Source organism: Rhizobium sp. BR 362 (assembly GCF_036528765.1).
Taxonomy (GTDB): domain Bacteria; phylum Pseudomonadota; class Alphaproteobacteria; order Rhizobiales; family Rhizobiaceae; genus Rhizobium.
Window position 1 is genome coordinate 402,206 of record NZ_JARWGH010000003.1, and the last position, 22,365, is coordinate 424,570.

At 60.4% G+C, this 22,365-nt stretch carries 16 protein-coding genes and 1 pseudogene; 6 read left to right on the forward strand and 11 right to left on the reverse strand.

The window, feature by feature from the left end; genetic code table 11:
• Positions 1 to 54: 54 nt before the first annotated feature.
• Positions 55 to 1,293, reverse strand: a complete 1,239-nt coding sequence (locus QDY28_RS06420) for an MFS transporter (protein WP_331380844.1) — start codon at positions 1,291 to 1,293, stop codon at positions 55 to 57.
• Positions 1,294 to 1,629: 336 nt separating this feature from the next.
• On the opposite strand from QDY28_RS06420, the gene QDY28_RS06425 reads away from it, so the two are divergent.
• On the forward strand, positions 1,630 to 2,502 hold the full coding sequence (locus tag QDY28_RS06425; protein WP_331380845.1) for a hypothetical protein: 873 nt from the start codon (positions 1,630 to 1,632) through the stop codon (positions 2,500 to 2,502).
• A gap of 274 nt (positions 2,503 to 2,776) precedes the next feature.
• On the opposite strand, the gene QDY28_RS06430 is transcribed toward QDY28_RS06425, so the two are convergent.
• The 6 genes from QDY28_RS06430 to QDY28_RS06455 form a co-directional block, all read right to left on the reverse strand.
• On the reverse strand, positions 2,777 to 2,968 hold the full coding sequence (locus QDY28_RS06430; protein WP_331380846.1) for a hypothetical protein: 192 nt from the start codon (positions 2,966 to 2,968) through the stop codon (positions 2,777 to 2,779).
• Positions 2,969 to 3,109: 141 nt separating this feature from the next.
• Entirely contained in the window at positions 3,110 to 3,994 is an 885-nt protein-coding gene (locus tag QDY28_RS06435; protein ID WP_331380847.1) for a uracil-DNA glycosylase, read from the reverse strand.
• Positions 3,995 to 4,049: 55 nt separating this feature from the next.
• Entirely contained in the window at positions 4,050 to 5,339 is a 1,290-nt protein-coding gene (locus QDY28_RS06440) for an Hsp70 family protein (RefSeq protein ID WP_331380848.1), read from the reverse strand.
• A 257-nt stretch (positions 5,340 to 5,596) separates the two neighbouring features.
• Complete coding sequence (locus tag QDY28_RS06445; RefSeq protein WP_331380849.1) at positions 5,597 to 8,716, reverse strand: efflux RND transporter permease subunit; 3,120 nt, start codon at positions 8,714 to 8,716, stop codon at positions 5,597 to 5,599.
• The gene (locus QDY28_RS06450; RefSeq protein ID WP_331380850.1) at positions 8,713 to 9,957 is read right to left on the reverse strand and encodes an efflux RND transporter periplasmic adaptor subunit; all 1,245 of its coding nucleotides are present in this window, start codon (positions 9,955 to 9,957) and stop codon (positions 8,713 to 8,715) included. Before QDY28_RS06450 ends, QDY28_RS06445 begins: the two co-directional genes overlap by 4 nt.
• Before the next feature lie 425 nt (positions 9,958 to 10,382).
• Positions 10,383 to 11,171: an SDR family oxidoreductase gene (locus QDY28_RS06455; RefSeq protein ID WP_331380851.1), complete on the reverse strand. Its 789-nt coding sequence runs from the start codon at positions 11,169 to 11,171 to the stop codon at positions 10,383 to 10,385.
• 284 nt (positions 11,172 to 11,455) lie between these two features.
• Here QDY28_RS06455 and QDY28_RS06460 point away from each other — a divergent pair, with 284 nt between their 5' ends.
• Positions 11,456 to 13,120, forward strand: coding sequence for an electron transfer flavoprotein-ubiquinone oxidoreductase (locus QDY28_RS06460; RefSeq protein WP_331380852.1), 1,665 nt, complete (start codon positions 11,456 to 11,458; stop codon positions 13,118 to 13,120).
• A gap of 6 nt (positions 13,121 to 13,126) precedes the next feature.
• Positions 13,127 to 13,654, forward strand: coding sequence for a GNAT family N-acetyltransferase (locus tag QDY28_RS06465; RefSeq protein ID WP_331380853.1), 528 nt, complete (start codon positions 13,127 to 13,129; stop codon positions 13,652 to 13,654).
• 91 nt (positions 13,655 to 13,745) lie between these two features.
• Here QDY28_RS06465 and QDY28_RS06470 read toward each other — a convergent pair whose 3' ends face one another.
• On the reverse strand, positions 13,746 to 14,648 hold the full coding sequence (locus tag QDY28_RS06470; protein ID WP_331380854.1) for a DMT family transporter: 903 nt from the start codon (positions 14,646 to 14,648) through the stop codon (positions 13,746 to 13,748).
• A gap of 146 nt (positions 14,649 to 14,794) precedes the next feature.
• Between QDY28_RS06470 and QDY28_RS06475 the strand changes: the two genes are divergently transcribed.
• Entirely contained in the window at positions 14,795 to 15,268 is a 474-nt protein-coding gene (locus QDY28_RS06475) for an Lrp/AsnC family transcriptional regulator (RefSeq protein WP_331380855.1), read from the forward strand.
• A gap of 50 nt (positions 15,269 to 15,318) precedes the next feature.
• On the opposite strand, the gene mgtE is transcribed toward QDY28_RS06475, so the two are convergent.
• Together mgtE and QDY28_RS06485 are read right to left on the reverse strand one after the other, a co-directional pair.
• Positions 15,319 to 16,692 (reverse strand): magnesium transporter, encoded by a 1,374-nt coding sequence (gene mgtE / locus QDY28_RS06480; protein WP_331380856.1) that lies wholly within the window; start codon positions 16,690 to 16,692, stop codon positions 15,319 to 15,321.
• A gap of 415 nt (positions 16,693 to 17,107) precedes the next feature.
• Positions 17,108 to 18,325: an MFS transporter gene (locus QDY28_RS06485; protein ID WP_442967489.1), complete on the reverse strand. Its 1,218-nt coding sequence runs from the start codon at positions 18,323 to 18,325 to the stop codon at positions 17,108 to 17,110.
• A gap of 352 nt (positions 18,326 to 18,677) precedes the next feature.
• Here QDY28_RS06485 and QDY28_RS06490 point away from each other — a divergent pair, with 352 nt between their 5' ends.
• Positions 18,678 to 19,625, forward strand: coding sequence for a diacylglycerol/lipid kinase family protein (locus tag QDY28_RS06490; RefSeq protein ID WP_331380857.1), 948 nt, complete (start codon positions 18,678 to 18,680; stop codon positions 19,623 to 19,625).
• A gap of 6 nt (positions 19,626 to 19,631) precedes the next feature.
• Here QDY28_RS06490 and QDY28_RS06495 read toward each other — a convergent pair whose 3' ends face one another.
• Positions 19,632 to 20,978, reverse strand: coding sequence for a glutamine synthetase family protein (locus QDY28_RS06495; protein WP_331380858.1), 1,347 nt, complete (start codon positions 20,976 to 20,978; stop codon positions 19,632 to 19,634).
• An 81-nt stretch (positions 20,979 to 21,059) separates the two neighbouring features.
• Between QDY28_RS06495 and QDY28_RS06500 the strand changes: the two are divergent.
• Positions 21,060 to 22,130, forward strand: a pseudogene (locus QDY28_RS06500) (aminotransferase); the annotation flags it as partial.
• Positions 22,131 to 22,365 lie beyond the last annotated feature (235 nt).

Genomic DNA, 22,365 nt, shown 5'->3' on the forward strand with positions numbered 1-22,365 from the left:
CATGAAACTCGCTCGGCGGAACTTCGTCGACTCTGACAGGCAGATCCGGGGCGATCAATCGGCTGTGGACTGCATCGTGCGAACTGTGGGTTCGCTGCCCCGGACAGGCAGTGGTATGGACTGGAAGTCCGTCTTTTCCACGCGTCCTTCGTTCGGCTTGCGCCTGGCGATGCGCCAACCGGCATAGCCGGCGTAGAACGCAAAGGCGAGAGCCAGGAACCAGAGTAGGCCCGACGGACCGGCAACTTGCATCATCGCGCCGCCGAGCAGCGGCCCGGAGACCGTGCCAAGTCCGTAGAGCAGCATGATGCCGCTGGAAATGGTGACATATTCATCCGGCGCTGCGCGGTCGTTGGCATGGGCGACATTCAGCGCGTAGATCGGATAGAGCACGGTGCCGATGAAGAAGCCGGCGACATAGAGCGTCATTTGCGCGTGCACGTCAAACAACGTCATGATGATGCAGGCAAGAATGCCGACGACACCGCAGACGATCATCACATAGCGGCGGTCCATCAGGTCGGATATGCGGCCGATCGGCATTTGCGATACTGCGCCGCCGGCGAGCACGCAGGCGAGCAGCGTCGCGCCCTCGGCCGTGTTCATGCCGACATTCTGTGTATAGACGCCGCCAAGGCTGCTCCAGGTGCCGGAGAGGGCGCCCGATAGCAGGGAGCCAACGAAGGCGATGGGCGACAGCCGATAAAGCTTCGGCAGGTCGAACTTGGCCTGATGGATCGGCGTCGGCGACTTGGCGGTCGATAGTGCCGTCGGCAGCATCGCGAGCGCGAAGATGACGCCGCAGAGGATAAAAAGTGAGGTATTGCTGGGATCGCCGAGCGGCACCAGATATTGCCCGCCGATCGAACCGACCAGACAGGTGATCATGTAGACCGAGAAGATGGTCGCACGATTGTCGTTGGTGACCCGCTCGTTCAACCAGCTTTCGATGATGAGATAGGCGCCGGCGATGCCGAAGCCGCTGATGCACCGGAAAACCAGCCAAGCGCGCCAATCGACCATCAATGCGCACAGCAGAATGCCGATGCTGAGCAATGAGATCAGAGCACCGAATACACGCACATGTCCCACCCGCTGCACAAAGCGCGGTGTGATGATGCAGGATATGGTAAAGCCGAAAGTGTACCCGGTGGCGATCACCGAAATGGTGAAAGTCGACCAGCCTTCCGCCATGGAGCGGATCGGGACGACGAAGTTCATCAGGCCATAGCCGACCATCATCAACAGCGTTGACAACATCAGACTGGCGATCGAGACGAGGCTGGCCAGCATTGGAGCGAGATTCCGGTCGATTGGTTGAAGAAGATGCGGATCGTCAAAAACGCATCTTCCTCTAACGCAGCAATGACGCGCGATCAATCGCGACGCCATGTGACGCGTGTGATGGATCTATCCCGCGGCCGCGCAAGGTCATTGAAAAAATATGATGGTGAAAGAATGGTTTTAAAGTTAAATTATTTGTTTAACTTCCTGTGATAACACTGTTTTCAGCTTACTATAGCATGCTATCGAATGGCGGAGCTACGATCTGTGGAGGCAGTTTATTCAAAAGAATGAGAACAATTCCTTCCGATCAGTATTTTAGAAGGGCGCCATAAGGAGGCCCGATTGAGCTTTTCCGTCGAGCAACTTGCTTGCCATCCCGAATTGGTACCCTGCCTGCGTTTTTTGGCAGGGGCGTTGCGGGACCGTTACGACAGCGGACCGCGGATCGCGCGCCTTTTGGCCTCGCATCAACGCTGGCTGCTGACCCAGACGGCCTATGCGCTTCATTTCGAATACGATCCGGCCGTGGCCGGATCAGGCCTGACAGTCGTCAAGCTTCGCGATGTCATTACGCAATACCGCGTCGCCAGCCGCAACACGGTGCTAAGCTATATAGAAGAATTGCTGACGTACCGCTTCCTCGTTCCTGCCGCGGGCGTTGTTCGACGGCCGCGCCGCTACGAGCCGGCCGAAGTCAGTCAAACCGCAATGTTCAGTTGGTATCTCGCCAATCTCGCGGCACTCGACCTGCTCGACAATGGGGACCGTGCCGCGACGCTTGCCTCTGATCCGGTACTGATCGATCTGGCGCAGCCGCGCATGGCGCGCCACTGCTTGGAGACATCAGCCTGGCGCGAGCCGCCGGAGCGGGTCGGTTTGTTTCTCTGGACGGAAGCGGGGGGCCTTGTGATGGACCATCTCGTCGCCCGGCTGGATCTGAGTACGGAAGTGGACGGCCGCGTCAATCTCGGCCGAATCGATACGCGGGCAATCGCCGCGCAGTTCATGATGTCGCGAACCCATTTGCAGCGTCTTTTGCGCAAGGCTGCCGATGGCGGCAGTCTCGGTTGGTATGACGAACCCAAAAAGACACGCCTTTGGATGTCACGTGACTTTCTTGACGAATATTGCCGGTGGCAGGCTGTAAAGCTCGCCGCTGTGGATGAAGCTTTTACGTGGGCCCAATCGGTAGCGGCCTGTGCCGTTTCGGCTTAGCGAAACGCGAAAAAACGCCGGATTCCCCGGCGCTACTCTTCATGAAAATCTATTATGAAATCCGAAATTGAAGGGGCAGCGCCATCGCGTCCGCCGCTTCCAAATCTACAACGGGATCGCCGCAGTCGCAGCATGTGCCGGGCCAAGGTCGCTCTTGTCGGCCTTGAGCAGGCTGCTGGCCCGCTCGAATTCCTCTGCTGCTCGCACCGCAGAGCCGATATGCCCCACGCAATCGAGAAAAACGAAAAAGGAGCGCAAGCCTAAAGACACAGTATCAGCACTCACGGAAGTCGGCGAACATAGCGGTCGGACGGGCAATGCGGGCAGACATCCCGGTGCCGCGAGCAGTCATTTGCTCATTGGCGGCAATGCCGAGGCTGCGATGGCCGTTGGTGGCGCGCACAGGTACGATGACGCGACGCAGGGTATCAAACCCGCTATGAATAGGACGGAAACGAGCAGTCATGGCCTTGGTTCCTTTCAATTTCCTCCCAAGACACATGGCATATATTGCAATGCAGCATTGATTCTGCAATGCACAAGACGGGAATACTGCCATGCAAAGAACGCATGGCAAATTTCATCTTCCGTTAATATCGATGAAAATTTAGCCCAAATCTGCTTCGATACGGCTTTTGAAAGTCAAAAGATCGTTCCAGGCCAAGCGCTTATTGATCGGAGCAGTCAGCAATTCCTGAGGATGGAGGCTGGCGATCGCCGGTATCGCCCTCCCGGCGATCGTCACATCCCGCCATTGTCCGCGCAGGCCGTGAATGGTTTCGTTGCTTTCGAAGAAGTGACGAGCGGTGAAATTGCCGAGCAGCAGCAGGGCTTTCGGCTCTGCGAGCGCGATCTGCCGTTCGATGAAGGGGCGGCATATCTCGACTTCCGGTGCCGATGGCGCGCGATTTCCCGGCGGCCGCCACGGAATGACATTGGTCAGCAGGATGCCGCCTCGCTCAAGACCGATGGCACCCAGCATCTTGTCGAGCAATTGACCGGTTCGTCCGGCAAAGGGCAGGCCTTCACGGTCGTCGTCGGCGCTGGGCATCGGGCCGATTACCATGATACGGCCTTCGGGGCTGCCGCTGGCAAAGATGGTCGAGCGCGCGCTATTTTTCAGATTGCAGCCGTTGAAGGCCTCCAGCGCCGTCTTGAGTTCGCTCAATGACCGGGCGCTTTCGGCGGCGAACCGGGCCTGTTCGACAGCTTGCTCGTCAGGGATGGCCGGTGCGCTTCGCGGTGACATCGGCGCGGCGGCCGGCTGTGCGGCCTGGCGACGTTCCGGCTGCGTTGCCGGTCGTGCCGCCGACGGCGGTGCCTCGACGCGTGGCTGGACTGGCCGGGCGCCTTGGCGAGCGGCCTTCATCGCCTCGAATTCGGCAAAGCGATCGACGGCCTCTTCTTCGAGCAGCCATTCGACGCCGGCATCCGAATGAAAATGCAGAAGCGCGGCAAGTTCGGCCGGAGTGAGGTCGTTGGCGGAGATCATGGGCGAACTCTAGCCAAAGCAGCGGAAGAACGAAAGGGCAGGGTGTTCGCCACCCTCACGCCGTCCACTGACTGATGTCGTCGCGTTCGCCGATCAAGGCGAGGCCGTGGGCGATCGACAGCAGCTCGCCGCCGGTTTCGATCCGTTCCTGACCGAAGCGTTCGATAAAGATGCGGCGCACCGCGGGCACGAAAGACGTGCCGCCCGTGAGGAACACCTTGTCGATGGTCTCCGGCGCTGTGTTGGTCGTCGCCAGTACGTCATCCAGCGCACCTTCGATCCGGGCGAGATCGTCGGCGATCCAGCTTTCGAAATCACTGCGGCGCACGGTTTTGCGGCCGGCCCTGCCAAGCGGCGGGAAGTTGAACTCAGCTTCCTCATGGGCCGAAAGCGCCATCTTGGTCGCCGACACGGCCTGATAGAGTGGATAGCCTTCATCGTGTTCGACGAGCTCGATAAAGGTCTCGAGCTTTTCGGGCTCTAGGCTGCTGCGCACCAGCGTCTTCAGATCGGCATATTCGCGCGAGGTCTTGAAGATCGATAGCTGGTTCCAGCGGCCGAAATTGGCGTAGTAGGAGGTGGGCACTTCCAGCAGCTTATCGAAGCTCTTGAAGAGGCTGCCCTTGCCGATCGCCGGCGAAACGATGTTATCGATCATTCGGAAGTCGAAGTGATCGCCGGCAATGCCGACGCCGGAATGGCCGATCGGTGTCGCCGTCAGCTTGCCGCCATGGGTTTCGAAGCGGATCAGCGAATAGTCCGTGGTGCCGCCGCCAAAATCGGCCACCAGCACGGTCGCATCGGCTTTCAGGTGCTGTGCGAAATAGAAAGCGGCCGCCACCGGCTCATAGACATAATGGATTTCCGGAAAGCCGAAGCGCGAAAGCGCCTCATTATAGCGGGCTGTGGCTAAGGAGGCATCCGGACTGGCGCCAGCAAAGTGCACGGGCCGGCCTGCGACGATGCGGCCGACATCCGCCGGCCAGCCGTCGCCGGCGTAGGTGCGCAGCCGGCGCACGAAGATTTCCATCAGATCTTCGAAAGTGTGGCGTTTGGCAAAGATAAGCGTGCCCTGGAAAAGCGCACTTGCCGCAAATGTCTTGATCGATTGCAGAAAGCGGCAGTCGCCGGGATTGTCGATGAACTGCCGGATGGCGGCATGCCCTGCCTCGACCTTCAGGGCCGCCGCACCCAGTCCCGGATCCTTCATGAAGGACAGGGCCGTGCGCATGCTGTCAGCGGTGCCGGCGACGCTGGTGAAGGCGACCGATTGCGTTGCCGGACCATCGGCCATCGCCAGAACCGTGTTCGTTGTGCCGAAGTCGAAACCAAGCGCCCGAGCCATGCCCGCACTCCCTTCTGCTGAAAATTTTTTGGAATGGGGCAACGCCCCTTATGGAACGCAAGACGCGCCCTTGTCGTAAAGAGGGCGCGTCATGGCATGGCTGGGCTGCAAGTGCAAGACTTCAGAGAGCATTTGTTTCGGCGTGAGCTTATCCCAAACCGCTTCGCAGCTTTAATGGTGTGGTTTCGGTTCCCGATCACGCCAAAATAAAACGGGCGCCTGATAGCGCCCGTGCGCCTGATAGCGCCCGTTTGTTCTCATTCGGCCGCGATGGCGGTCGGCCTTTCTTCTTCGTGCTGGTGCTTGTCCTTGCGTTTGCCGAGACGGCCCACGAAGTCGTTCAGACGGTTCATCTCGAGGAAGATCACCGGCGTGATGAACAGCGTCAGGATCTGCGAGACGACAAGGCCTCCGACGACGGCAATGCCGAGCGGCTGACGCAGTTCCGAGCTGGCGCCACCGCCGACGGCGATTGGGAGTGCGCCGAGCAGGGCGCAGAAGGTCGTCATCATGATCGGACGGAAGCGGCGCACGCAGGCTTCATGGATCGCTTCCGCGGGCGATATACCGGCCGTCGATCGAAGTGTGTCCAGCGCCACGTCGATCATCATGATCGCGTTTTTCTTCACGATACCGATCAGCATCAGCAAACCGATGAGCGCGATGATCGACAGGTCGAAGCCGAAGACCTTCAGGGCCAGCAGCGCGCCGAGAGCGGCGGCAGGCAGGCCGGAGAGGATGGTCAGCGGATGGATGAAGCTCTCATAGAGAACGCCGAGAACCACATAGATCGTCAGAACAGCGGCAAGGATGAGGTATGGCGTGCTGCCTTGCGACTGCTGGAAGATCTGGGCGGTACCGCCGTAGGACGTGAAGACGTCCGCCGGCATGTTGATGTCCTTCTTAATCTGGTCGATCTGGGCGGTGGCGTCGCCGAGTGCTTCGCCGGCCGGCAGGTTGAAGGAAACGGTCGTCGAGACGAGCTGGCCTGTTTGGTTGATGGTGACCGGGCCGGTCGTGCGCTCGACATGGGCGAAGTTCGACAGAGGTACCAGCGCGCCGCTTGCCGAGGCGATCTGGATTTCCTGCAGCTTCTGGTCATCCCAGGGCTTACTGGTGTCGTATTCGACGATGACGTCGTAGCTGTCGCCGGTGGATTGGATCTGAGCCGCGGCATAGCCGCCGAAGCCTTCTTCCAGTGAAGTGCGCAACTGATTGTTATTGATGCCGTAGGCTGCGGCCTTTTCGGTATCGACGACGATATTGGCCTGCAGCGCGTTGTTCTGCTCGTCCGAGGCGACGTCCGTGAAGCGCGGGTCGCGGCGCATTTCATCCTGGATCTTGTTGGCCCACAGGTTGGTCTGATCGGCACTCAGGGCTTGGACGACGAGCTGATACTGGCTGGCGGTCTGACGGCCGCCAAAGCGCAGGCTTTGCTGGGGCGTGATATAGGCCTTCAGGCCGGCAATCTTGCTGATGCCGGCGCGCAACTCCCGTAGAGTATTGTCAAGCGGCTCTCGCTTATCCTTTGCCTTCAACTCAACATACATGGTGCCGTTGTTCAGCGGCTGGCGCGCGTTGCCGCCAACGATCGACATGACGTGAGCGACGGCCGGGTTTTGTTTTACGATAGCGGCGGCCTGGTTCTGCAGGTCCTGCATTGCCGGATAGGAAATATCCTGCCGCGCCTGCGTCGAGATCGTCAGGCGGCCGATATCTTCCGTCGGGAAGAAGCTCGCCGGCAGTACCATGAAGAGATACGCCGAGAGAGCGACCGAGCCGAAGAAGCTCAGCAGCACCGTGCCGCGATGGCGAAGGCACCAGGCGACGCCTTTGTCATAGCCACGCTGGGTCCAATCGAAGCTTGCGTTGAAGAGACGTACCGGATAAGGGGGCTCTCCATGGCCCGCCGACAGGCGCGAGCTGAGCATGGGGGTGACGGTGAGCGACACGATCGCGGAAGACACAATGGCGATGGCGACGACCATGCCGAACTCGTTGAAGATGCGGCCGACGACGCCGCCCATCAGCAGGATCGGAATGAACACGGCGATCAGCGAAATCGACATGGATATGATGGTATAGCTGACTTCCGCCGACCCCTTGAGCGCCGCCTCGAGCACGGGCATGCCCTCTTCGACATGCCGCAATATGTTTTCAAGCATGACGATGGCGTCGTCGACCACGAGACCGACCGCGAGCGTCAATCCGAGCAGCGAGATATTGTCGATGCTATATCCGAGAATATACATCATGCCGAAGGTCGCAATAAGCGACAACGGCACGGCAAGGCCGGGGATGATCGTTGCCGTGACATGACCGGTGAAGAGATAGATCACTAGCACGACGAGGCCGATCGTCAGCATCAGCGTAAACTTGACGTCCGATATCGCAGCGCGGATCGGCTGCGCTGAATCGTTCATGACGGTCGTCTTCACCGAGCCCGGAATTTCCGCATGGAGCTGCGGCAATTTGGCGTTGATAGCGTCGACCACATCGACCGTATTGGCATCCGGCTGGCGCTGGATGGCAAGAATGATCGCCCGCTTGCCGTCATACCAGGAGCCGGCATTGGTGTTTTCCACGCTGTCCTGCACGTCGGCAACGTCGCTGAGGTGGATCGGCGCGCCGTTCGGGTTGGCAATGACAAGTGACCGGAACTCCGCGGCATTGGTGCGCTGCGTGTTGGAGTTGATGGTCATGCTCTGCGAATTGTTCTGCAGAGTGCCCACCGGAACCTGGCTGTTGGCGTTGACTAGGGCATTGTTGACCGTATCGATGCCGATGCTGCGGTCCTGCAGCTTGGCGGGATCGACTTCGACGCGCACCGCATAGGTCTGGGCGCCGAACACCGTCACTTCCGCCACGCCCGGAAGAGTGGACAGCGACGGCGAGATGATGTCTTCGGCAATTTCGTCAAGCTTGCTGCGCGGCATAGTATCGCTCTGCACGGCCAGCAGCATGACCGGCGCATCGGCCGGATTGGTCTTGCGATAGCTCGGCGGCACGGTCAGATTATCGGGCAACTGGCGCGTCGCGTGCGAGATTGCCGCCTGAACGTCAGCCGCAGCGGCGTCGATATCGCGGTTGAGATCGAATTGCAGCACGATGCTGGTATTGCCGAGCGAGTTCGTCGACGAGATTTCGCTGATGCCGGGAATCGTTTCGAACTGCTTGATCAACGGCGTTGAAACCGAGGTCGCCATGGTCTGCGGCGAGGCGCCGGTCAATTGTGCGGTGACGTTGATGGTCGGAAAGTCGACCTGCGGCAGCGCCGCCACGGGCACGAGGCGATAGCCTGCCCAGCCTGCCATAACCACCCCTAAGGCCAAAAGCGTTGTCGCGACCGGCCGCCGGATACAGAAGCTGGGGATCATTGCTGCGCTCCGACAGAGATCGTTTCGGTTTTCTGACCCGGCTGATCGTCAGCCGAGGCGACTTTCTGCGGCGGGGCGTCGTTGAATTGCTCGACGACGCTCTGGCCGTCGTTCAACTGCACCTGTCCTTCGGTCACGACATGGTCGCCTTCCGAAAGGCCCTTGGCGATCGCGCTGTATCCGCCATTCTGGCGCGCAACGGTGACCGGTGTCATGTGCACCTTGTTGTCCTTGACGACAAAGGCAAAGAAGCCGTCCGGGCCAGGGCTGATCGAAACAGTAGGCGCGACGAGAACAGGCTGGTTGTCGTTGAAATGCACGACGATGTTGACCGACTGGCCGGGCCAGATGGCGCCGTTGGCATTGTTGAACTTTGCCTTGGCGAGGATCGTGCCGGATGCGGCGTCGACCTGGTTGTCATAAAAGCTCATCTCGCCCTGGCGTGACTTGCCTTCAGCCGATCGGGGCACGGTGCTGACGGGAACAGTCCCGGTCTTCATCGCTTCCTCCAGTTCGCGCAGGTGGCTCTCCTGCAGGTGGAACTTGACGTAGATCGGATCGTACTGGGCGATCGAGACGATAGCCGTGCCGGGGCTGACATAAGCGCCTACGCTCAGAGTGACATCGCCGAGACGGCCATCATAGGGCGCACGGATTTCGGTGTGTTCCAGCAGCACCTGATCGGCTGCGAGCTGTGCCTTGTCGCCGTTGACCGTCGCGACGGCCGTGTCGCGTGCCGCGACGGCCTGGTCCACCGTCTGCTGCGTACCGGCTCCATTCAGGAGGGTCTTGGCCCGCGTCAGCGCCGCTTCGGTTTCGGTGAGCGTTGCCTGGTCCTTGGCAAGGGTTGCCTGGTCCTTGTCGACGGAGGCCTGCGCGGTACGCGCATCAAGCTTGGCGATCAGGTCGCCGGCCTTGACCATGGCGCCATCCTGAGCCGCGATCGAGGTAATAATGCCGGATTCCTGCGCGGCGATTGTCGTCGTGTCCTGCGCATCGGCCCAGCCGGTGGCGGTAACATCGTTGGCCAGCGTCCTTTTCGTGACCGCCACGGTCTTAACGACCTGAGGCGCCGCCTGACGCTTGCCGTGGCCGCCGGCATCTGCTGCCTTGCTGCTATCCTCGGTCTTGGCGGATGCCCTGTCGATTAAAGCGGACATAAAGGGGATACGGTCGCGGTAGCTCCAGACTGCAAGAGCTGCGACAACGAGAAGGCCGAGTGAGAGCCAAAATTTCTTCATATTAAAAAACCGGTCGAGGCGAGTTGCAGGAAGTGCGGTGACTTTGAGACGGGTTTATTGCAACGCACAAGAGCGCGCGTTTCACCACAACCCATCACATCGCTGTTACCGCTAACGTTCGGTATTCTGTCCCTATAACGTGAATTGATGAACGTCAGTTCGCAGTAACCTACCACAGTTGGACAGGGTGAAAAATTAACAGTTGGAAAGCTTTGCCGGGATGCTTTCGTTTGCAGTGCAATAAATGAGCGAAATGACTATTTTTTGATTGCCGCTATGTAATAAAAGCCGGGAAATGCCCGTCTTTTGCCTTCATCCAGGCGGATTCGGCAGCATTATTGCCTAACGCCAGCCCATTTGTTTCTCACGCAATTGTGTTCAGAAGTCGGTTTTTTCTGGGGCGAGGGCCTCGCTGATCGCTTCTTTCAAAGAGAACGCGCCGCCCCGCCATCGCAGCGGATCATCGAGCCCGTGACATAGCTTGCAGGTTCGCTGCAAAGGAAAGCGGCGGTCGCCGCGAATTCCTCGACCCGGCCGTAGCGGCCGGCGGGAATGCGCTGTTGTCGCTCGGCTTCGATTTCCTCCAGGCTTTTTCCGGTGCGTTTGGCCGCCGCATTGTCAAGGTCGGCCAGCCGGTCGGTGGCGATGCTGCCGGGCAACAGCATATTCACGGTAATGCCGTGTGCTGCCACTTCCGCTGCCAATGTCTTGCTCCAGCCGGCAAGCGCAGGGCGCAGCGTATTGGAAAGTGCCAGATTGGGGATGGGTTCGATGACGCCGGACGAGGCAACGGTCAGGATACGTCCCCAACCCTGCGCCTTCATGCCCGGAAGCAGCGCATTGGTCAGCGTGATGACCCGCGCCACCATCGACAGGAAATAGGTTTCCAGCCGGTCGGCGGTCATGTCTTCCGAAGTCCCCGGCGTCGGCCCGCTGGTATTGTTGACGAGAATGTCGAGGCCGCCGAGCTTGTCGGTTACCGCCTTGCTGACGGTCTCGACGAACATTTCGTCGTTGAGATCGGCCCAAATCCAATCCGCCCGGCCTTTTCGTTCGGCGTTGATGGCCTTGCAATTGCTCTCCAGCCTATCGCCGCTGCGGCCGCAAAGCAGGACATTCGCGCCCTCGCGCGCCAGCGCCACGGCAATGCCATGACCAAGCCCTTTGGACGAAGCCAGAACCAGCGCCCGCTTTCCTTTGATGCCGAGATCCATATGTTCACCTCTACGCTGTCCGGATATTTCCAATAGTTTATAGAATAGCGCGAGCCCTTTTTGAAAGCCGATAAACAGCAGGCGGAAGCACCGCGATATTGACGTTGACGTAAAGGGAATCTAATTTCCTTGCCAGTTGTGCGAATTGGAGGATCGGCTGTCGCTTCCCGGCTCGACAATCCCCTCCCGTTTTGACAAGAGATAGCCAAACGGGGAAGACGCCCAAAAACGGGAGAAGGCCGCGCCCCAACCAAGCGGAGCCTGGCCAATCGGAGACAGAGTGAATGACTGACGCTAGCGAGCTGCCTGAACGCGAGAGCATGGAATTCGACGTCGTGATCGTCGGCGCGGGGCCGGCTGGCCTGTCGGCGGCGATCCGCCTGAAGCAGGTCAATCCGGATCTCACCGTCGTCGTGCTCGAGAAGGGAGCGGAAGTCGGCGCGCATATCCTGTCGGGTGCCGTCGTCGATCCGATCGGCATCGACCGGCTGCTGCCTGGCTGGCGTCAAGAGCAAGGCCATCCCTTCAAGACCGAGGTGACGGACGATCATTTCCTGGTCCTCGGGCCTGCCGGTTCCGTGCGCCTGCCAAATGCGCTGATGCCGCCGCTGATGAACAATCATGGCAACTATATCGTCTCGCTCGGCAATGTCTGTCGCTGGCTTGCGACGAAGGCCGAAGAGCTCGGCGTCGAGATATATCCCGGCTTTGCCGCCACCGAAGTGCTCTACAATGATGCCGGCGCCGTCATCGGCGTCGCCACCGGCGATATGGGCATCGAGAAAAATGGCGAGCCCGGCCCGAACTATACGCGCGGCATGGCGCTGCTCGGCAAATATGTGCTGATCGGCGAAGGCGTGCGCGGTTCGCTTGCCAAGCAGCTTATTGCGAGGTTTGACCTCTCGAAGGGCCGCGAGCCGCAGAAGTTCGGCATCGGCATCAAGGAACTCTGGCAGGTGAGGCCCGAGAACCACAGAAAGGGTCTGGTGCAGCACTCCTTCGGCTGGCCGCTCGGCATGAAGACCGGCGGCGGTTCCTTCCTCTATCATCTCGAAGACAATCTCGTCGCCGTCGGCTTCGTCATTCACCTCAACTACAAGAACCCCTATCTTTATCCCTTCGAGGAGTTCCAGCGCTTCAAGACGCATCCGGCGATCCGCGGCACTTTCGAAGGCGGCAAGCGCATCTCCTATGGCGCGCGCGCCATCACCGAAGGCGGATATCAGTCGGTGCCGAAGCTTTCCTTCCCCGGCGGCGCGCTGATCGGCTGTTCGGCCGGCTTCGTCAACGTGCCGCGCATCAAGGGCAGCCACAATGCGGTGCTGTCGGGCATGCTGGCGGCCGACAAGATCGCCGCGGCGATCGCGGCCGGCCGCGCCAATGACGAGGTGATCGAGATCGAAAACGAATGGCGCGCCACCGATATCGGCCGCGACCTGAAGAAGGTCCGCAACGTCAAGCCGTTGTGGTCGAAGTTCGGCACGGCCGTCGGCGTGGCGCTCGGCGGGCTCGACATGTGGACGAACACGCTGCTCGGCTTTTCCTTCTTCGGCACGCTGAAGCACGGCAAGACCGATGCGCAATCGTTGGAGCCGGCCGCCAAGCACAAGCCAATCGCCTATCCGAAGCCGGATGGCGTCTTGACCTTCGACCGGCTCTCCTCGGTGTTCCTGTCGAACACCAACCATGAGGAAGACCAGCCGGTGCATCTTCAGGTCAAGGACATGGGCCTGCAGAAGCGGTCGGAACACGATATCTACGCCGGCCCGTCGACGCGCTACTGTCCGGCCGGCGTCTATGAATGGGTGGAAAAGGACGGTCAGGAAACCTTCGTGATCAACGCCCAGAACTGCGTCCACTGCAAGACCTGCGACATCAAGGACCCGAACCAGAATATCAACTGGGTGCCGCCGCAGGGTGGCGAGGGTCCGGTTTATCCGAACATGTGATGATCCATGGGAGAGACTGGGGAAGACGCCTACACCATCCGCCTTGCCCGTTCCGCTGACCTGGATTTTCTGGCGGAAATCGAGACCGACGCCTTCATAACTCTCCGCCAGGCGCTCGGCAGGGAGGACGATGGCAGTACCTTGCCGCGCCAGAAGCTGGAGAAGTCGCTGGATGCGAAGCTGCTGTTCGTTGCGGCCGACCATCTGGATCAACCCTTTGCCTTCGCCGCGGGGGCCGAGCTCGATGGCGCGGTCTATGTGGTGGAAATTGATGTCATGCAGCGCTGGCAGCGAAAGGGTGTCGGGCGGCGCTTGATGCAGGCCGTGATCGAGACGGCGCGGCAACGCGGCGCATCAGGTGTCACACTGACGACAGATCGCTATGTGCCGTTCAACGCACCGTTCTACGCCTCGCTTGGACTGCGTGTGTTGGATGAAGGCGAGATGCCGGCGGGATTGTTTGAGCCTCTGAAATTCGAGATCGACCATGGCGCGGATCCCGAAAGACGGGTCGCCATGGCGCTGTGGTTCTGAGAATTACCGCCGTCTGGCGTCAAATGAGCCATTCTCAATGCGGAAGGCTGCCGACGGCAGCCTTCGATCTCTGTTTTGCTGACTGCTGCCCTTATTTCCTCGACAATACCCCCGTCGAAAGCGCAACGCCCATCCCCGTGACGACGGCGGCTGCAATCTCCGCCAGGCCAAGCGGCTCACCAAGCAGCAGTCCGCCACCGAAAGTGGCGAGAACGGGGGTAATCGCGGTGAAGGCCGCGGCCTGCGTGCCGCCGAGGGCCTGGACGGCGAGACCATAGGCGAGCGTGGCGGCGAGGCCGGAAAGCAGGCCTTGGCTGACGACCTGCAGGCCGATTTCCGGCAGCGGAACGGAGGCGAGCGAGCTGCCGAAGATCAGAGCCAGACCGACATGGATCAGGAACGACCAGATGGCGATAACGGCGCTTGACTGGATGGCGTTCAGACCGGAGCGGCGGAATGCGTGGGTGTAACCGGCCCAGAGCAGAGCGCCAAGCGGTAGCAGCGTGAAGCTGACCCAGGAAATCTCCGTGCCGGAAAGGCTGCGTGCCAAAAGGATAGCGACGCCGGCGACGATGCAGCCGAGGCCGAGCCAACGGGTGATGTCGGGCCGTTCGCGAAACAGCAGCACGCCGATCAATGCGGTCGCCAGCGGCATCGAACCTCCGAGCAGAATGCCGGCCGATCCGGCGGGCGTAGAGTGAATGGCGAAAGTGGTCAAATGGAAGAAAAGCGCTCCCGAGCCGCAGACCATCAGCGCCAACAGCTTCAGTGGCACGCCTTTCGGCAACAGCCCGGTGCGCAGCCAGACGGGAAAGAGCACCAGCGCTGGAATGCCATAGCGGATCAGGCCGAGGTCGATCGTGCCCATCTGCGTTTCCGCGGTGTGGCGCGTGGCAAGAATCCAGTTGGCCCAGATCAGCACCGTAATGATGGCACCGGCATAACCGATCGTGGCGGGCATTGTCTTGCGGGAAGAGACGGTCAAAGCACTCATCGACGTATCCTTTCGAACTGTTGGGGATCATCATCCCGTTGAAGAAAAGATAGCTTCGAGGGCCGAGGCATGTCCTTGCTAGTTATGGCTCAAGGAAAGTGATATAAGCAATAATCTGCCAATTTAGCTCAAAGAAGTTCGTAAAAATGCCAAAACTAGATAAATTCGATATTGCTATCCTCAACTGTCTGCAAGAGGATGCCCGCGCCACCAATGTCGAGATCGCCGAGCGGGTGAACCTTTCGCCGTCACCCTGTCTGCGGCGCATCCGCAATCTGGAGAAATCGGGTCTCCTGCGCGGCTATCGCGCCGATATCGACCGCAAGGAGGCCGGCCTCGGTTTGACGGTGTTCGTCGAGCTCAAGGTCGGGCATCACTCGAAGGAGAATTCGGAGGCACAGCAGGCAGCACTGCTCGCTATCCCGGAAATCGTGTCCTGCCACCTGATTTCGGGAGCTGCGGATTTTCTGGCGGAAGTCGTCGTCGAGGACCTTGCCGCTTATGAAAGGGTGATGTCGGAAAAGCTTCTGACGCTCCCCGGCGTCTCCGACTTGCGCTCGAATTTCGCGATCCGCAGCGTCAAGACCAACGGCGCGCTGAAGCTGCCGGTGCCGGGCTGAAAATGAAAAGGGCCGTCGCCGGCCCTTTCCGTGTCAGGATTTGCATGTTCTCAAAGCATCGTGCCGCTGAGGATCAGCAGTGCGACCGAGAAATAGATCACCAGCCCGGTCACATCGACCAGCGTTGCGACGAATGGTGCCGAGGCGCTGGCCGGATCGAGGCGCAGTTTCTGCAGCGCGAATGGCAGCATCGAGCCGGCCAGGGAGCCGAATGTGACGATGCCGATCAGCGCGGCGAAAACAGTGACGCCGACCAATTGCCAGTGCGGGCCATAGTCGAAGAGACCGATGGTCTGCCAAAGCACGATGCGGGCAAAGCCGACAAGACCGAGGATAGAACCGAGCACGATGCCGGTCGGCAGTTCGCGGAAGGCGACGCGCCACCAATCGGACAGCTTGAGCTCGCCGAGCGCCAGGGCCCGAATGATCAGCGAGGTCGCCTGCGAGCCGGAATTGCCGCCCGAGCTCATGATCAGCGGGATGAACAGCGTCAGCACCACCGCCTTCTCCAACTCGCCTTCGAAGTGCTGCATGGCGCTGGCCGTCAGCATTTCCCCGAGGAAGAGGGCAGCGAGCCAGCCGGCGCGCTTGCGGATCATGCCCGCAAAGCCGATCTTCATGTAGGGCTGGCCAAGGGCTTCCATACCGCCGAATCTCTGCGCGGCTTCGGTCGTATCGGCGATCATCGTGTCGATGACGTCGTCGACGGTCACAATGCCAAGCATCAGGCCGTTTTCGTCGACGACCGGCAGTGCGAGCAGATCGTGGCGGCGGATCAGCCGGGCGACGTCCTCCTGCTTCATCAGCGCGGGCGCAGTGACCGGCGTGCCCTTCTGTGCCACGGTCAGGATGCACGCGTCCGGCTGGCCGGTGATGAGACGGCGCAGCGTCACGACATGCAGCAGCGCATGCGTGTCGTCGTCGAGCACATAGATGGCATAGACCGTTTCGCGGGAGCGCTCGACCTGGCGCACATGGTCGAGCGTCTGTGCAACAGTCCAACTGGCGAACACACTGACGTACTCCGTCGTCATGATGCCGCCAGCCGTGCGCGGCGGATAACCCATCAGGCCCTGGATTGCCACACGAACCGGCTCTTCAAGGGTAGCGAACAGCCGAGCGCGTGCGTCGTCGTCCAGTTCAAGAAGAATGTCGGCCACGCGGTCGTTTGACATGCCGTGCAGCAGCCGTGCGGCGTCCGCATTGGTCATAACCTCGAGAATGGCAGGGGCGTTGCGCAGTTCCGGCCGGTCGAGAATGCGAACGGCCCGCTCCTCCGGCATGTTGGCCAGGATGCGTGCGGCTTCGCTGGCCTCCAGCGCGTTCAGCGATTCTACGCGTTCTGCAATGGTAAGGGCGCGGTTATTATTGATAAATGCACGAGCGGCATTGCCAGCCCGCACGGGAAAGCTGTTGATGTTCATTATAGCTCGCCTTTCCGGTCGATCCGCCGTCGTGGCAGATCGTGGCGAGCCGACAGGAGTCGGTTACAGCACGAAAGCCACTGACGGCAAAGGCAATCGACTACTACTGTCGCTAGGCATCGTAAGATGGCTCCGGTTAATCGGTATGGAAAACGCGTGTTCCCCACGCCGGGAGAAGTCGCTCCGAAGAGGCGAAAAGTCAAGTGGCGCCCGTGGTTAATGCCACAATGTCGCAGGCAATTTTTCGTTTGGCGGCTAATGGCTTCTGCGTGGCAGCAATCGCTGTTGCAAAAATGTGGGAACGCTAACGCCGCTTGGCGCCAGCCTCGGACCGATCATCAAGGCGATGGCCGTCTGGCGTGAGGAAAATGTCTTCTGCCATACGGGCAAGCAGGAAGTGCGGCCCGTGCCGGTCTCATACGCTCCGGCCGTTGCGCTCCAAAGCGACTGAAAGTCCGAAAACGATCAGGCCGAAGACGGAGAGCACGGCGCCGACATAGCCCGTCGATGCCGCTGTGAAACCCCAGGAGATCACCATACCGCCAAGCCAGGCGCCGAGCGCGTTGGCGATGTTGAAGGCCGAATGGTTGGACGCGGCGGCCAGCGTCTGCGCGTCGGCGGCAACGTCCATAAGGCGCGTCTGCACGGCGGGGCACGCGGCAAAACCGCAGCCGATGAGAAAGACGCAGAGGCAGAGCATCACCGGGTTGGCCGCGGTCAGCGAAAACAGCGTCATGATGACGACGTTGAAGACCATCATTCCGCCGATCGTACCCTTGAGCGAAAGGTCGCCCAAGCGCGAGCCGACGATATTGCCGACGTTCATGCCGATGCCGAAGAGCGCCAGCACGACCGGAACCATGCCCGTTCCCAAACCGGCAACCTGCGTCGTCGTTGTCGCGACATAGCTGAAGATCGAGAACATGCCGCCGAAACCGACAGCAGCGATGCCGAGCGTCAGCCACACCTGGATACGACGAAGGGCGCCCAGCTCGCGGGCGATGCTCGCACCTTCTTCGACCTTGTCCTTGGGCAGGAACAGAGCAATCAGCAGCATGGTAACAAGGCCGACGCCGCCGACCATCATGAAGGCCGCCCGCCAGTTGAGAAGCTGACCGAGGAAGGTGGCGATCGGCGTGCCGATCAGGGTGGCGATGGTGAGGCCGAGCATGACCTGACCGACGGCACGCACGCGGCGATGGACAGGCACCATCGAGGCGGCCACAAGCGCCGCGACGCCGAAATAGGCGCCATGCGGCAGGCCAGTGATGAAACGCAGAGCCGCGAAGCTTTCAAAGGTCGGAGCCAGAGCGCTGGAAATATTGCCGGCGGCAAAGATTGCCATCATCAGCAAAAGAAGAGTGCGTCGCGCCATCTTGGCCGCAAGGACGGCGATGACCGGCGCGCCGACAACGACGCCGAGCGCATAGGCGCTGATCACATGCCCGGCTTGCGGGGTCGTGACGCCGAAGGTATCGGCGACCTCAGGCAACAGGCCCATGATGACGAACTCACCGGTGCCAATGCCGAAGCTGCCTACCGCAAGCGCCAGCGTGACAAGGGCGATTGCCGCCCGTGACGGCGCTTCGAAGCCGGATCGGGAATCGATGAGGTCGACGGCGATATCGCTCACGAAAACTCCTGGGCGGCAATCATGCAGAAAGCCGCAAAGCGGGCAACGGGCAGGGAAAACCGGGATGTTGTCTCGGATGCACGATGCGGAATGAAAGACGGGAAAGGCACGAACGCACCTCAATTAGTACTATGAATCAGCGTGATACCGCTGTCGCGTGCGTTTTTTGCAGCGCAGCATGTCGCCCTGCGCATAGATGCAGACGAGATTATTGCGCAATCGGTTACCCGCCCCGATTGCGGCTCATGGTTTAACGACGCTTGAAATCGCCTTGCCTGAAACCATTTTTGGACTAGCAGGTGCGGGAGCAGTCCTTCTTGAGACAGATTCAACGGGAAAACCGGGAGCCTCGATGAAACTGATCGGCTTTTTCAATCGTGATGGCGGCACGTTCAAGACGACGGATATGAACGCCTACGAAATGAAGGCGGAGCAGGTTTTCCGGGGCGCCGGCCACGATTTCGAAGGTCTGGTCGTCTCGGGCAGCGAAATCGTTGCTGCCATGGAGCGTGCGGCGCGCCGCGACGATATCGATGGCATCGTCGCGGGCGGCGGGGACGGCACGATTTCCGCGGCAGCCGCGGTCGCTTGGAAAAACGGCGTCGCCCTCGGCGTCATTCCCGCCGGCACCATGAACCTCTTTGCCCGCTCGCTCCGGCTGCCGCTCGATATCTGGCAGGTGCTGGACGTGCTGGCGACGGGCGAGGTCGACCAAGTGGATATAGGCAGCGCCAATGGCCGGCCTTTCATCCACCAGTTTTCCGCCGGGCTGCACGCGCGAATGGTGCGGTATCGGAATGCCTACAGCTATCGTTCGCGCATGGGCAAGATATCAGCCAGCATTCGCGCTGCCTTGGGTGTCGTCTTCAACCCGCCGGAATTCGATGTCGATTTCGAAGCGGAGGGAGTTCGCGAGCGCCGGCATGTTTCGGCGATTTCCGTCTCCAACAATCCTTTTGGCGCCAACACGCTGCTTTATGCCGACGATCTGCGCGGTGGCGAACTCGGCTTCTATACCGCAAGGCCATTGCGGCCGCTCGGCGTTGCCCGGCTCGCCATCGATATGCTGCGTGGCCGCTTCCGCGAAAACGCCGATGTCATGGTCATGCATACGCGCGAAGTACACCTGCATTTCCCGAAGCTGCGCAGCCTCGCCAATTGCGTCGTGGATGGCGAGCTGCTGCCGTTGGAACGCGATGTCGCCCTCAAACTTCATGCCGGCGAGCTGAAGGTAATGGTCCAGCAGGGCACGGCCACGCGGGCAGCCGAGGAAGACTCCATCAGCAGCGCGGTGGTCTGAAATCCATCAAAGGCGCGGCAGGTAAGTCCGGTAGTCGAAATCGGATACGGTACGCAGATGGCGGATCGCTTCCTTGTGCTTCGTATCGCCGTAGAGCTTCTGATATCGCGCCCCGAAAATATCGGCGATGAAGGCAGAGGCGCGGAAGCGCTCGACGGCGGTCAGGAAATCATGCGTCAGTCGCGGCGCATTTGCCGGCCCCGGCCCATGGCTTGGCGTCGTCTCTTCGCCGGGATCAAGCTCGTTCTGCAATCCAAGCAACATACCGCCCAGGATCGCCGCCAGTATAAGGTATGGATTGGCATCGGCGCCGGCGACGCGGTGCTCGATACGGGCGCCTGGTCCATCCTTTTCGGGGATGCGAACCGCGGTTCCGCGATGACCATAGCCCCAGGTGAGGTCGACTGGCGCGAACGAACCTGGCTGGAAGCGGCGATAGGAATTGGCGTAGGGCGCGAAGACAAGTTGCGCATCCTGCAGCGTTTGCAGCAGACCGGCGCAGATCGATTTCAGCCTCATTGGCGCGCCCCCCGCCGCGTCGAGAATATTGCGGCCCTTTTCGTCGATGATGCTGGCGTGCACATGCAGGCCGGAGCCTGCATGCTCGGTATAGGGTTTCGCCATGCAGGTCGATTTGAGCCCGTGCTTGTGCGCCGCTTGCTCGGCGATTCGTTTCAGGGCCGTGCAGTCATCGGCGGCGGCGAGCGCGTCCGGGCGATGCAGCAGATTGACTTCGAATTGTCCTGGGCCGAATTCTGCCGTGGTGGCATCGGCCGGCAGGCCCTGCGCCCTGGCATAGGCGCGCAAGGTTTCAAGATAATCGCCGAGCAGATCGAGGGCATCCATATCGTAGAGCTGATAGCCGTTCGGCTCGCCACGATACATCAGCGCCGCCGGCGGCGACGGGATGCCGCGCTCGCGCCAGTCGCCGGCAAGAAGATAGAATTCCAGCTCAGTCGCAACGACAGGCGTCAGACCGAGGGCCTTATAGCGATCGACGACCGCCGCAAGAATGGCGCGTGGGTCCTGGAAACTCGGGCTGCCGTCGAGTTCATGCATCGTGGCCAGCACCTGCTTCGATCCCGGCGGCGCCCAGGGCATGTCCGCGAGCGTGCGTGGATCGGCAATGCAGGTGCCATCGGGATCGCCGATCGTCAGCGACAGGCCGGTGAGGTCGTCATTGTCGTCGCCCCATATATCCAGGGATTGCGTCGACGTCGGCAGCCGCACGGCTCCGGACCAGACTTTCTTTTCCGCTTCGATGGAGATCTGCTTGCCACGCAGCCGGCCGTTCATGTCCGAGATCAGCACCTCGATACGGGCCGTGCCCTCGGTTGCGTTGTCAGCCACCATGCCCTTGTCAATCCCCCGTGCTCACGTCATGGTCGTAAACGATCGAGGTCAGCCTTTCAATCCGATAGGGATTCTCAAACGATGTCCGACACTTCCAGCCGTTCCAATCTTGCCGCCGTCGATGCCGCTCATCATCTCCATCCGTTCGCGGACATGAAGAAGTTGAATGCCGATGGCGCTCGGATCATCCAGCACGGCAAGGGTGTCTACATCTTCGACAGCAACGGCAAGAAATATCTCGACGGCTTTGCCGGCCTTTGGTGCGTCAATATCGGCTATGGGCGAACGGAAATCGCCGATGCTGCCATCCGCCAGATGAACGAGCTGCCCTATTACAACACCTTCTTCGGTACGACGACGACGCCGGCAGCGCTCCTCTCCGAGAAGGTCTGCGCCCATGCCGGGCCGCATTTCAACCATGTCTTCTTCACCAATTCCGGCTCCGAAGCCAACGACACCTGGTTTCGCATGGCGCGTGTCTATTGGAGTGCGGTGGGCAAGCCGGCAAAGAAGACCGTTATCGCTCGTCGCAATGGATACCACGGGTCGACCGTTGCCGGCGCCAGCATGGGCGGCATGAAATATATGCATGAACAGGGCGATCTGCCGATCCCCGGCGTCGTCCATATCGGCCAACCCTATTGGTATGCCGAGGGCGGCGATCTCTCTCCGGAAGAGTTCGGCCTCAAGGCTGCCCGCGAGCTGGAAGAAAAGATCGATGAACTGGGTGAGGACAATGTCGCCGCCTTCATCGCCGAGCCGGTGCAAGGGGCAGGCGGCGTCATCATTCCGCCCTCGACCTATTGGCCGGAGATCGCCCGCATCTGCAAAGCGCGCAACATCCTGCTCGTCTGCGACGAGGTGATCTGCGGCTTTGGAAGGTTGGGATCCTGGTTCGGTTATCAGCATTTCGGCGTCGAGCCCGATCTTGCGCCGATCGCCAAGGGCCTGTCTTCGGGCTACCTGCCGATCGGCGGCGTGTTGGTCAGCGGCCGCATCGCCGATGTGCTGATCAATGACGTCGGCGAGTTCAACCACGGCTTCACCTATTCCGGCCATCCGGTCTGCGCCGCCGCAGCCCTTGAAAATTTGAGGATCATCGAGGATGAGCGGCTGATCGAGCGCGTTCGCGACGATATCGGACCCTCTTATGTTCGTTTGCAAGGTCTTTAGTCATGACTGTTTCCTTTCCGGTCTTGACGACGAAAGCACATGCGTGGAGCTGTTGAACAAAGGAGGAGACAGGGCATTTTGACGACGGCTGGCATACTCTTATGCGCGGATTGGGTACCGCATTTCCGTGTGTTCGTCTGGGGCTGCCTCTGTCTAATTTCGGGCTTGGAATTATCCGCCACATAGGGTCCGCGAGGGTTCCCCACCGGAGCCC

What these genes read in the sequence shown, in the direction of transcription:
- QDY28_RS06420 (WP_331380844.1), bottom strand. Translation starts at nt 1,293, where the DNA reads ATGCTGGCCAGCCTCGTCTCGATCGCCAGTCTGATGTTGTCAACGCTG.
- QDY28_RS06430 (WP_331380846.1), bottom strand. Translation starts at nt 2,968, where the DNA reads ATGACTGCTCGTTTCCGTCCTATTCATAGCGGGTTTGATACCCTGCGT.
- QDY28_RS06435 (WP_331380847.1), bottom strand. Translation starts at nt 3,994, where the DNA reads ATGATCTCCGCCAACGACCTCACTCCGGCCGAACTTGCCGCGCTTCTG.
- QDY28_RS06440 (WP_331380848.1), bottom strand. Translation starts at nt 5,339, where the DNA reads ATGGCTCGGGCGCTTGGTTTCGACTTCGGCACAACGAACACGGTTCTG.
- QDY28_RS06445 (WP_331380849.1), bottom strand. Translation starts at nt 8,716, where the DNA reads ATGATCCCCAGCTTCTGTATCCGGCGGCCGGTCGCGACAACGCTTTTG.
- QDY28_RS06450 (WP_331380850.1), bottom strand. Translation starts at nt 9,957, where the DNA reads ATGAAGAAATTTTGGCTCTCACTCGGCCTTCTCGTTGTCGCAGCTCTT.
- QDY28_RS06455 (WP_331380851.1), bottom strand. Translation starts at nt 11,171, where the DNA reads ATGGATCTCGGCATCAAAGGAAAGCGGGCGCTGGTTCTGGCTTCGTCC.
- QDY28_RS06460 (WP_331380852.1), top strand. Translation starts at nt 11,456, where the DNA reads ATGACTGACGCTAGCGAGCTGCCTGAACGCGAGAGCATGGAATTCGAC.
- QDY28_RS06465 (WP_331380853.1), top strand. Translation starts at nt 13,127, where the DNA reads ATGGGAGAGACTGGGGAAGACGCCTACACCATCCGCCTTGCCCGTTCC.
- QDY28_RS06470 (WP_331380854.1), bottom strand. Translation starts at nt 14,648, where the DNA reads ATGAGTGCTTTGACCGTCTCTTCCCGCAAGACAATGCCCGCCACGATC.
- QDY28_RS06475 (WP_331380855.1), top strand. Translation starts at nt 14,795, where the DNA reads ATGCCAAAACTAGATAAATTCGATATTGCTATCCTCAACTGTCTGCAA.
- mgtE (WP_331380856.1), bottom strand. Translation starts at nt 16,692, where the DNA reads ATGAACATCAACAGCTTTCCCGTGCGGGCTGGCAATGCCGCTCGTGCA.
- QDY28_RS06490 (WP_331380857.1), top strand. Translation starts at nt 18,678, where the DNA reads ATGAAACTGATCGGCTTTTTCAATCGTGATGGCGGCACGTTCAAGACG.
- QDY28_RS06495 (WP_331380858.1), bottom strand. Translation starts at nt 20,978, where the DNA reads ATGGTGGCTGACAACGCAACCGAGGGCACGGCCCGTATCGAGGTGCTG.